This window comes from Streptomyces flaveolus (assembly GCF_000716535.1).
Classification (GTDB): domain Bacteria; phylum Actinomycetota; class Actinomycetes; order Streptomycetales; family Streptomycetaceae; genus Streptomyces; species Streptomyces flaveolus_A.
In genome coordinates, this window is record NZ_JNWV01000005.1 from 176695 (window position 1) to 186670 (window position 9976).

The following is a 9976-nucleotide window of genomic DNA, read 5'->3' on the forward strand; positions in this document are numbered from 1 at the left end:
CGTGGGCGGGTGTCAGCCCTGGGCGAGGGCCGTGACCTCGGCCGGGCGGAGCGTGCGGCCGTAGACACGGAAGTCGTCCACGGCCCCCTTCAGATACGGGTCCGGGTACTGGGACCTGCCGATGTAGGCGGCCCGGATGTGGTTGCCGAAGGTGCGGGGCTCGACGGTGACTTCGGTGTTCCGGCCCGCTTCCCTGCCGTCGACGTACAGCACGGCGGTGAGGGAGCCGTAGGCGACGGCCACGTGGACCCACCGGTCCGTCGGCAACGGGTCGGCGTCGATGCGCTGTTCCGCACCTACGCTGGCCGCGGTGATCGCGTACCGGAGGGTGCCCGCGTCGCTGAGCGGGGTCAGGAACATGTTGGCGCTGATGCCGGTGCCGAAGTCGAAGACCCGGCTCCAGGCAACCGGTTGCCCGGCCGGTTTCACCCAGGCCGCCACCGAGTAGGCGGACGCGCCCGCCAGCAGGTCCTCGGCGAGGACGACGTGTCCGTCGGCGCCGTCCAGCGCCACGGCCGCGCCGGTGTGCCCCTGCGTCCAGGAGGCTCCCCCGGCGAGCGTCGCGGTCTTCCCGTTGCCGGTGGCGTCGGCGGCCGTGGTCCCGGACGTCTCGTCGAAGCGGTGCCACGCCGCGAACTTAGGTGGCGGGGACGGAGGCCGGCCCGTCAGCCAGTAGACGTCGTAGTACTGGTGGTGGACGCGGGCGACGCGCCGCAGCGTGACCGGCTTCCCGTCGGCGGTCGCCGTGAACCGCAGCGGGTCGGCCGAGACCTGCCGGATACCGGAGGTGTCCAGCCGGGCCAGCCACCGGTTGGCCGTGTCGTACGCCCCGGCCGGCACCACCGGGCCGTGCAGGACGGCCTGGACGTCGGGGTCGTCCGGGGTTGCCTCCAGAGTCGTCCGCATCGGCAGGCTGATCTCGACCCGGTCGCCGGTCCGCCAGGCGCGGTCGAGGGTCACCCGGCTGCCGGCCGCCGGACGGTCGGGCAGCGCACGGCCGTTGAGCCGGACGCGCGCTCCGGACGCCCAGGCGGGAATGCGGACGACCAGTTGGTGAGCTGCGTGTCCGGACGCGACCGTGAGGACGGTCGAGGCCGAGTCGGGCAGCCGGGTGGTCTGCCGCCAGGTGATGCCCTTCTCCTGCCGGCGGACCTCGGAGGGGATGAACAGGTTGACCAGAAGCCGCTGTTCGTCGTGCGTGTAGACGGTGTCCGCGAACTTGGCGTGCGTCTCCATGCCGGTGCCGTGGTCACAGGAGAAGTTGTCGTAGTCGGTGGAGTAGGCGTCGGGGTCCGTGCCCATGAAGGACGGCTGCTGTTTGAACGAGCCGGGTCCGAGGCCGGTGTAGCAGATGTTGAAGCCGTGCGCGGAGTCCCGGTCCTGCTCGCCGAGCATCTGGTTGAACAGGGTGCGCTCGTAGTAGTCGAGCAGGTCGGTGCGGTCCGGGTCCCCGAAGTGCAGCAGCCGGGTCAGCTTGAGCATGTTGTAGCTGTTGCAGTTCTCGCAGGTCCCGTTGGACAACTGCCCGGCGACGACGCACAGCATGTCGCACAGCCGGAGAGAACGTCCGCCGAGGCCCCGCCCCCGGCACGACCGGCCCGAGTGACTACGATCCCTGCTCATGCCCGTGCGTGAACCCAGCGGTACCTCCCGGCCGAGACGGCTCACCCGCACGGCGTTCCTGCTGGCGGGTGGCCTGTCGCTCCTCGCGGGCGGCGAGGACTGTCTGGGCGCGCCCCCACCGCGCCCGACGGCACCGTCCGCCGTCACCGCGTGTCAGACACGATCGGGGGACCTGATCGCCGACGTGAACAACGACGGCCTGCCGGACCGGATCACCGATCCGTCCCACCGGGGTGCCCTGCTGGCCATCACCTTCGGGATCGGCTCGGCACGCGAAACGACGGTCCGGGTACGGGGGTTGGCCGATCGCACCGCAGGCCGGCAGGAGTACGTGAGCGCCGTCGTGGCGGACTTCGACCGGGACGGCTGGAGCGACCTGGTCGTCGTGGCGGGGGAGGAGCAGGGCGGCGACGACCCGGTCCAGCCCCGTGTGGCCGAACTGCGGCTGGGGCCCTTCTCCGACACCGGCCGCAGCCGGCGGACCGTCCCCCTCGACCTGCGAGCCACGAAGGACATCGCGGTGGCCGACTACAACCACGACCGGTATCCCGACCTGACGGCGTACACGTACTCCGGAGACGGCACCTACGAGATCCAGGCCCGCCTCGGCGATCCGCACACGGGCCTGTCGCCCGACACCCGCACGTACACGACGGACGTCCAGGCCACGGGCTACGACCCCCCGTCCCCGCTGCCGCACGCGGGCCTGACCCCGTTCTACCCGCCCTGCGGGACACAGGCGCGGGCCCGGTGACCCCTGCGCCCTGCGCTCACCCGAGGACGAGGGGAAGTCTCCCGGCCAGTGGGCCCAGCTCGGTCCGCTCGGCGGCGGTCGGTGGCCTGCGCCCCGTTCCGACGCGCAGGGCGTCCGGATCGGGCCACGACGGGGGGAAGGGCGCCCCTACGATCGCCTCCAGCACGGCGCGTGACCGGGCGAGGCACTCGGCGGGGGGTTCCGCCGCGCCCGGGAGGTGGGCGATCAGGTCCAGGTGGTGCAAGGTCCACTCCAGGACGTACGCGGACAGGTAGTCGCCCACGGTGAGGACCATGTCCTGCGTACGCACCCGCTGCTCCGGGTCGGCCAGCCCGGCCGCGCGCCCGGCCGCCGAACCGACGTCGTCGAGGTGGAACTTCAGCAGCCGTGGCTCCTCGTACGCGGCGGCCAGCCGGACGGTCAGCGCGTCCAGCGGATCGTCGCCGGCGGGCGGGGTGTCGCTGACGTTCCAGTACGTCACCGCGTCGTGGGTCGGCTCCGCCGTGGTGGGCGTGACCAGGGTGATCAGCACGTCCTGGGCGTCGATGACCAGATGGCACGCCAGGTCGCGGACCAGCCAGCCGGTGCAGCCGGACGGCCGCGCGAAGTCCTCGTCGGGGAGGCCGGCGACCGCCGTACGCAGGGCCGTCCACGAGCGCGAGAAGAGATCCACGGGCGCAAACTAGCAGCGGGCAGCCCGCCCTTCGACCGAATTCCCACCGGGCCGTCCGGGCGTGCCGTCGACGCCGGTCACCGGATCGCCGACCGGACAAGGGCCTGCGGGTCCGCCTGGCATGATGGTCGGCATGTCCAGCAACCGAAAGGCCGATGCCGCGTAAGCGGTCCGGGGCGCTGCGCGCCCAGCAGGTCCCTCGTGTCCCGCGAGGCCTTCCCGTCATGCGGATCCACGGCCTCTCCGCGCGCACCAGCCGCGCGATCGACCGGGTGGAGCGGCTGTCCGACGACTACCACCTGTATCCCGGCGCCACCGGCCACGCCCTGCGCCGGTACCGGGCGTTCCTCCGGCCGGCGGGACGCCGGCACCGGTATCCCCAGGACTCGGAGTGCGGCTGCCGGGGCTGCTCCTTCGACGACGTACGGCATGCCCGCGACGTGCTGGAGAGCGTCCTGCGGCAGTTGCCTCCCCGGCCCCGGGCCGAGCTGAGAGACCGTGTGCGTGCGCTGGACGCCGAGTACGCCGTCCGCACCCTGCCCGATCCGTTCGCCCGGCAGCGCCAGTGGGGTGCGCACCGGTGGTGGCGGCGCCGGCTGGCGGGCGGACGCGAGGGTGGATGAAGGAGGGAACGTCCGCCGGCGGCGGCCATGTCACATCCCGGAGGGCCGGCCCGTCGTAGGGGCGTGGAAGCGAGTACGAGGCCGACGACTCGCGCCGACCCGAGGAGCCATCCCATGCCGACAGCCCAGGAAGCACGCAACAAGGCGACGTTCCGCCGGCTGCACGACGCCGTCCACACCGGCGACCTGGAGACCGTCTCGAAGGCGATCGACGAGATCGTCGCGCCGGACCTGCTGTTCCACGCGCCGGTGCCGATGGGGATGACGGGGGTGCAGGCACTCGGGCGCGTGTGGGAGGTGCTTCTGCGCGCGTTCCCCGACCTGCGTGTCGAGATCGAGGACGAGATCGCCCAGGGGGACAAGGTCGTCTTCCGGAACACGGTCACCGGTACGCACCAGGGGGAGTACCGGGGCCTTCCGCCCACCGGGAAGCCCGTCCGGTACAACGAGATCTTCATCGTCCGGTTCGCGGACGACCGCGTCGCCGAGATCTGGGGTGTCGTCGACGTCCTCACGCAGATGCGGCAACTGGGCATCGTCCCCGGCGATCCGTCCTGAACGCGCCTCCGGAGTGCGCCCCCGGCCCGCATAGTGTGCGCACATGGACCTGCTTCCCTGCGCTCCCGTTCACGCGGCACTCGTCGCGGGCTGGCCGACGTCGGCGGCGGAGGCCGTGATGTGGTGCGGCAGCCATGAGTTCCCCGTGTCCGAGCAGACGGTGGCCGGGTGGCAGCAGGCGGACGACGTCGAGGCCCACGTGCTCGTGGACGGGCGAAGAGTCGTCGGCTACGGCGAGTTGTGGTGCGACGCCGAGGAGGACGAGGCCGAACTGGCGCGGATCATCGTGGCGCCCGGGGCCCGCGGGGCGGGGCTGGGCCGCGTACTCGTCCGGGGCCTGCTCGCGCGGGCCGTGCGGGCCGGGTTCGCGGATGTTTACATGCGGGTGCACCCCGACAACGACCGGGCGCTCAGGTGTTACCTGGGCGCCGGGTTCCGTCCGGTCGACCCCGGCCTCGCCGAGAGCTGGAACACCGCTCAGCCGGTCGGCTACGTCTGGCTCCGGCACGACGCCGACGCCTCCCGCCCCTGACTACGTTCACATGGATGAACTCCACACACATGGGTGTACACGGTCAAGGCCGGTGTGCGAAGCTCAGCCAACTTCTCTTGTCCACGGTGGAGTTGGAGGGCGAGCATGAGTGTTTCCCGGCGTGCGTTGCTGGCCACGGCGGCCGGTGCGGCGGCCGTAGGGACCTCCGCGGTGCCGGCCGCGGCGGCGCCGGACCGGCAGCCGTCAGGGGCGACCCTGCGGACACTCGGCGCGGCGGCGGACTACGCCGTGGAGAAGGTCCGTACCGTCGCCCCCGGTGTGACGGGCTTCCCGGTCGGGACCAAGTTCGAGAAGTGGACGTACTCGCGCAACGGGGACTGGGTGGGCGGCTTCTGGCCCGGAACGCTGTGGATGGCCTGGCTGTACAGCGAGGACGACGCCTTCCGCACCTGGGCGGTCGAGTCGGCCCGGAACCTCGCCCCCCGGCAGTCGGACACGAGCACGCATGACCTCGGGTTCCTCTTCTACCCCTCCTGGGTCACCGCCTGGCGGCTGACCGGCGACGACGAATGGCGTACGGGCGCGATACGAGCCGCCGACTCCCTGATCCAGCGGTACAACCCGCGCGGCAGGTTCATCCGGGCCTGGGGCGCGCTGACGGATCGCGCCAACGCGGGCCGCGTCATCATGGACACGATGATGAACCTCGATCTGCTGGCGTTCGCGAGCCGGCAGACCGGCGACAACACCTACCTGGACATCGCCGTCGAGCACGCGAGGACCGCGCAGCGCGTCTTCCCCCGCCCGGACGGATCCACCCCGCACGTGTTCGACTTCGACCCGGACACCGGCGCCCCCATCGGCCCCGACACGGTGCAGGGCTACAGCCCCGCCTCCTGCTGGTCGCGCGGACAGGCCTGGGGCATCTACGGCTTCACCACGATGTACCGGCGGACCGGGCACAAGGAGTTCCGGGACACCGCGCGCAAACTCGCCGACTTCGCCATCGGAGCGCTGACCCCGGACCACGTGCCGGTGTGGGACTACCGCGCGCCGCAGCAGCCGCACGACATCAAGGACGCCTCCGCCGGTGCCATCATGGCGTGCGGCCTGCTCGACCTGTACGCGGCGACCGGCAGACACACCTACCGGGAGGTGGCCCTGCGGTTGCTCACCGCGCTGGCGGACACCTGCCTGACGAGGAACTCGGCCCGTGCCGACGCGGTCGTGGCCCGCTGCACCCGCAACCGGCCGGCTGAGGACGGCATCGAGGTCTCACTGCCCTACGCCGACTACTACCTCCTGGAAGGCATCCTGCGCGTGCTCCGGCCCGAGGACGTCGACCGGGCGATCGACCTGTCGCAGCGAGCGTGAGGGGAGGCCGGGCCGGCCCTGACTTCGGCTCCCCGGAGGGATGAGACAGGGCAGCGGCGAGATGCGGCGGAAGAAGCAGTTCTCCCAGGACTTCTGAACTAAGCTCTGGACGAAGCTGTTCTTCGCTGCTCTTTCCGCTTGCCCCGGTCGTATTCCCCGAATGGGAGGCAGCGCCGCATGAGCCGGTACGCCCACGTGGCCTTCACCGAAAACGTCCGACGCGTCCAGGAAGAGCGGGGAAGCGCCCCCGCCATGGAACGGCTTCTCGCCTCGGACCCCGAGCGTGCCGACCGACTGGGCGCCCGCGAGGCCGAGTTCATCGCGGCCCGCGACGGGTTCCACCTCGGCACCGTGAGCGAGACCGGCTGGCCGTACATCCAGTTCCGCGGCGGGCCGCCCGGATTCGTGCACGTCCTGGACGAGGGGACGCTGGCCTTCCTCGACGTGCGCGGAAATCGCCAGTACATCACGGCCGGAAACATCCGCGGAAACGACCGGGTCTCACTGTTCTTCATGGATTACGCCCACCGCGCCCGGCTGAAAGTATTCGGCCGGGCCGAGATCCGGGACGCCACCGCATTCCAGGACCTGCCGGGCCGGGCGGGGGACACGCGCACCGACGGGCAGGCGGAGTCACTGATGGTCGTACGGGTCGAGGGGCTCGCCTGGAACTGCGCCCAGCACATCACCCCACGGTTCTCCGAGGCCGAACTCGCGGACGCGCTGGAGCACGTGCACGAGCGCATCGTGCGCCTGGAGGAGGAGAACCGGGAACTGCGCGCGCGGCTCGGGGCGCGGACCTGAGCCGCACCCCGAGCCGCGACGGCGTCCGCCCGGCTCCGGTCAGCCGGCCGCGGCCAGCCGCTCCTCGGCCAGGGAGGCCAGGAGCAGGGCGCCGTCGCCCAGGACCTCGTTGCCGAACACCGCGTCAGGGCTGTGGTTGAAGCTCGCCTTCCCCGGGTCGCGGTCGGGCGGACAGGCGCCGAGGAACAGCATCGCCCCCGGCACCCGGTCCAGGACGAAGGAGAAGTCCTCCGAGGGACTCAGGGTGTTCGGCGCCCAGACGAGCCGGCCCGGTCCCAGCACCTTCTCGACCGTCCCGGCCGCGAAGTCCGCCTCGTCCGGGTCCACGACCGTGACCGGGTAGTCCATGGCGTGCTCCACCGTCACCGTGACCCCGTGGGCGGCGGCCACGCCCTCCAGCACCCGGGTCACCCCGTCCACGACCTGGGCCTTGGCACCCGGCCCGAAGGTGCGGACACCGATCTTCAGCTCCGCCTCGTCCGGGATGATGTTGGCCGACGTGCCCGCGTGGATGCTGCCGACCGAGAGCAGCACCGGGTCGAAGGGGTCGAAGCCCCGGCTCGCGTACGTCTGGAGCGCCAGGATCATCTCGGCCGCGGCCGGCACCGGGTCCTTCAGCAACTGCGGCTGGGAGTCGTGCCCGCCCCGGCCCCGTACGAGTACCCGCAGGGCGTCGGCTCCGGCCAGCAGCGGGCCCTTACGGGTCAGCAGCCACCCGGACGGCAGCATCGAGGAGGCCACGTGCACCGCGTACGCCGCCACCGGGCGCCGTCCGGCCGCCTCCAGCACCCCCTCCTCGATCATCAGCCGCGCACCGTGGTGCCCCTCCTCTCCCGGCTGGAACATGAACACCACGTCACCGCGCAGCCCGTCCCGCCCCTCGGCGAGCAGCCGGGCCGCACCGACCAGCATGGCCGTGTGCAGGTCGTGCCCGCAGGCATGCATCCGGCCCTCGACCTTGGACGCGTACGGGACGCCGCTCTTCTCCGTCAGGGGCAGCGCGTCCATGTCGGCACGCAGGAGCACGACGGGACGGTCGCCGTCGCCCGTGTCCGGGCCCCCGCCGCGCAGCACGGCGGTGACGGAGGACAACCCGCCGCCGGTCGTGATCTCCAGGGGCAGTCCGTCGAGCGCCGCGAGCACCTTGGCCTGAGTCCGCGGCAGATCGAGACCGATTTCCGGTTCCCGGTGGAGGTCCTCACGCAGCCGTACGAGGTCCTCCACCAGGCCGGGGCCGGGCCGGCGGCCGCTCACTTGACCGCCGTGATGATGCCGTGCGGGGTGATGGCCTCGGTGCAGCGGGTGCGCCGCACCCGGTCGAACCCGACCTCCTTCAGCGACTTCTCGTAGCCCTCCCAGGAGTAGAGCATCCCGCCCTCGCCGGCGACGGCCGCGAAGAAGGGGCTGGCCAGGGCGGCCATGAGGGGGCCGTCGTAGTCGTCCTCGGACATCGAGTTCAGGATCAGCACCCGGCCGCCGTCCGGCAGCACGTCGTGGGCGTGGCCGAGGAGCACGCGGATGCGGTCCTGCGGCCAGATCTGCAACTGGTGCACGAACATCACGGTGTCGTGTCCCTCGGGGTAGTCACCCGCGAAGATGTCGCCCTCGACCACCTTGACGCGGTCGCCGAGTCCCGCCTCCGCCACCCGCTTTCGGGCGAGGTCGACCACCTTCGGGATCTCCAGGACCGTGACCTCGACGTCCGGGTGGGCCCGGGCCACCGCCATGGCCATCGTCGCGTCCCCGCCACCGACGTCGAGGATCCTCCGGGAGGCGCTGAAGTCGCCGTACTTGATCAGGTGCCTGCTGGCGACGGCCGACCAGGTGCCCATGAAGTGGTAGAAGACCTTCAGGAGTTCGGGGTCCTGGCTGAGCCGGTGGTAGACCGTGGCGCCGTCGCCCGGGTAGCGGCGCAGGCCGACGTTGCTGTTGGCCCGTAGGGACTCGGTGAAGTCGACGAGGCCGGGGTAGGTGACGTACGCCTCGAACCCGACGACCGCCTTGACGAGTTCCCAGTGCCCGCCAGTGAACAGGTCCGATATCGACCGCGAGTTGAAGTACCCCTCCGCGGTGCGCTCGACCAGCCGCAGCGAGGTGACACCGAGCAGCAGGATGTCCAAGGACCGCTCTGCCAGGCCCAGTTCCTCGCCGATCCGCTCACGCGGCGTACCGGGGCTGCGCTCCAGCAGGTCGAAGAGGCCGAGTTCCACACCGGCACGGGTGAACTGGAAGGCGTTGTGTCCGAGCAGCACGGTGGTCAGGGCGTCCGGGACGACGCTCGCGGGCTGGTTCTGTACCTCGGTCATGATGCTTCTCCCTGGAATGAGAGGGTGTCGATCAGGTCGTCGGTGGTGAGCGACTGCATGCCGGAGGCGGTGGTGGAACTGCGGCCGGCCGAGGCGTCCGGGGCGCTGACGGCGACCGCGCCGATCACGTCGGACGGCACGTCGGGCAGGTCGTACAGGAGCCGCCGGCCCAGCCGGTACGGCCGGTCCCGGCCCGTGGCGGCGAGCGGCAGGTGCGAGAGGTCCACGCCCGGCATCGCGGGCAGGCCGCGCCCGCTGAGCTTGACCAGCGCCTCCTTCCGTACCCAGATCCGCAGGAACGCGGGGTGAGGAGCGGGGGACCCGCGGATCCGGTCGATCTCACCGCGCGTCAGGAAGGACCCGGACCCGCGGAGGCCGGGCCCGGCGCCGTGGGCGGCCGGCCCGGGCAGCCGCTCGACGTCGATGCCGACGGGGTGATCGGCGGCCGAGGCCGCCACCACCCCGTCCGCGTACGACAGGCTGACCCCGCACCGCGCGCCCGTGACCCGCGGCCGGCCGTGCGGGCCCGCACAGAGCGGGCACCGCTGGTCCAGCACGACGTCCCGGAACGAGCCGCCTGTCCGCCGTGCGACGCACATCCGGGCCAGGACGTGCGCGGCCAGGAAGTCCGCCCGGGCCCGCCCGGTGCGCGCGGCGGCGAGGCGCCGTCGCTCGGCGTCGGTCAGGACCGACGCGTCCGCACCGGGCAGGGCCAGGAGCCGGTCCGTCTCCGCGACGGCGACGGTCAGGACCGGCGTCACCGGCTCC

The 9976-nt window shown here is 72.0% G+C and carries 11 protein-coding genes; 6 read left to right on the forward strand and 5 right to left on the reverse strand.

Features of this window, described 5'->3' with window-relative positions; genetic code table 11:
• Window positions 1-12 precede the first annotated feature (12 nt).
• Window positions 13-1545, reverse strand: a complete 1533-nt coding sequence (locus OO52_RS06445) for a LamG-like jellyroll fold domain-containing protein (RefSeq protein WP_324608272.1) — start codon at window positions 1543-1545, stop codon at window positions 13-15.
• A gap of 76 nt (window positions 1546-1621) precedes the next feature.
• On the opposite strand from OO52_RS06445, the gene OO52_RS06450 reads away from it, so the two are divergent.
• Entirely contained in the window at window positions 1622-2377 is a 756-nt protein-coding gene (locus OO52_RS06450; RefSeq protein ID WP_030641858.1) for an FG-GAP repeat domain-containing protein, read from the forward strand.
• A 16-nt stretch (window positions 2378-2393) separates the two neighbouring features.
• On the opposite strand, the gene OO52_RS06455 is transcribed toward OO52_RS06450, so the two are convergent.
• Window positions 2394-3050, reverse strand: a complete 657-nt coding sequence (locus tag OO52_RS06455) for a maleylpyruvate isomerase N-terminal domain-containing protein (RefSeq protein WP_030641859.1) — start codon at window positions 3048-3050, stop codon at window positions 2394-2396.
• A 224-nt stretch (window positions 3051-3274) separates the two neighbouring features.
• Here OO52_RS06455 and OO52_RS06460 point away from each other — a divergent pair, with 224 nt between their 5' ends.
• From OO52_RS06460 to OO52_RS06480, 5 genes are all read left to right on the forward strand, one after another.
• Complete coding sequence (locus OO52_RS06460) at window positions 3275-3673, forward strand: hypothetical protein (RefSeq protein WP_231406276.1); 399 nt, start codon at window positions 3275-3277, stop codon at window positions 3671-3673.
• A 114-nt stretch (window positions 3674-3787) separates the two neighbouring features.
• Window positions 3788-4231 (forward strand): ester cyclase, encoded by a 444-nt coding sequence (locus OO52_RS06465; RefSeq protein WP_030641863.1) that lies wholly within the window; start codon window positions 3788-3790, stop codon window positions 4229-4231.
• Window positions 4232-4274: 43 nt separating this feature from the next.
• Window positions 4275-4763 carry a GNAT family N-acetyltransferase gene (locus OO52_RS06470; protein ID WP_030641865.1) on the forward strand — a complete coding sequence of 163 codons (489 nt, stop codon included), beginning with the start codon at window positions 4275-4277 and terminating at the stop codon, window positions 4761-4763.
• A gap of 105 nt (window positions 4764-4868) precedes the next feature.
• Entirely contained in the window at window positions 4869-6098 is a 1230-nt protein-coding gene (locus tag OO52_RS06475) for a glycoside hydrolase family 88 protein (protein WP_030641866.1), read from the forward strand.
• Window positions 6099-6275: 177 nt separating this feature from the next.
• Window positions 6276-6902, forward strand: coding sequence for a pyridoxamine 5'-phosphate oxidase family protein (locus OO52_RS06480; RefSeq protein WP_030641868.1), 627 nt, complete (start codon window positions 6276-6278; stop codon window positions 6900-6902).
• Window positions 6903-6941: 39 nt separating this feature from the next.
• Here OO52_RS06480 and OO52_RS06485 read toward each other — a convergent pair whose 3' ends face one another.
• From OO52_RS06485 to OO52_RS45995, 3 genes are read right to left on the reverse strand one after another with little or no spacing between them, the layout of a single operon-like run.
• A complete protein-coding gene (locus OO52_RS06485; protein ID WP_030641869.1) occupies window positions 6942-8156 on the reverse strand; it encodes a M20 metallopeptidase family protein in 1215 nt (404 codons plus the stop codon).
• Window positions 8153-9208, reverse strand: coding sequence for a methyltransferase (locus tag OO52_RS06490; RefSeq protein WP_030641870.1), 1056 nt, complete (start codon window positions 9206-9208; stop codon window positions 8153-8155). The genes OO52_RS06485 and OO52_RS06490 overlap by 4 nt, the downstream gene beginning before the upstream one ends.
• The gene (locus tag OO52_RS45995) at window positions 9205-9969 is read right to left on the reverse strand and encodes a 4'-phosphopantetheinyl transferase family protein (RefSeq protein WP_051818249.1); all 765 of its coding nucleotides are present in this window, start codon (window positions 9967-9969) and stop codon (window positions 9205-9207) included. Before OO52_RS45995 ends, OO52_RS06490 begins: the two co-directional genes overlap by 4 nt.
• Window positions 9970-9976: the final 7 nt, after the last annotated feature.

Excerpts from the sequence above, each read along its gene's own strand:
- OO52_RS06445 (WP_324608272.1), bottom strand. The coding sequence starts at position 1,545 with ATGCTGTGCGTCGTCGCCGGGCAGTTGTCCAACGGGACCTGCGAGAAC.
- OO52_RS06450 (WP_030641858.1), top strand. The coding sequence starts at position 1,622 with ATGCCCGTGCGTGAACCCAGCGGTACCTCCCGGCCGAGACGGCTCACC.
- OO52_RS06490 (WP_030641870.1), bottom strand. The coding sequence starts at position 9,208 with ATGACCGAGGTACAGAACCAGCCCGCGAGCGTCGTCCCGGACGCCCTG.
- OO52_RS06480 (WP_030641868.1), top strand. The coding sequence starts at position 6,276 with ATGAGCCGGTACGCCCACGTGGCCTTCACCGAAAACGTCCGACGCGTC.
- OO52_RS06460 (WP_231406276.1), top strand. The coding sequence starts at position 3,275 with ATGCGGATCCACGGCCTCTCCGCGCGCACCAGCCGCGCGATCGACCGG.
- OO52_RS06465 (WP_030641863.1), top strand. The coding sequence starts at position 3,788 with ATGCCGACAGCCCAGGAAGCACGCAACAAGGCGACGTTCCGCCGGCTG.
- OO52_RS06470 (WP_030641865.1), top strand. The coding sequence starts at position 4,275 with ATGGACCTGCTTCCCTGCGCTCCCGTTCACGCGGCACTCGTCGCGGGC.
- OO52_RS06475 (WP_030641866.1), top strand. The coding sequence starts at position 4,869 with ATGAGTGTTTCCCGGCGTGCGTTGCTGGCCACGGCGGCCGGTGCGGCG.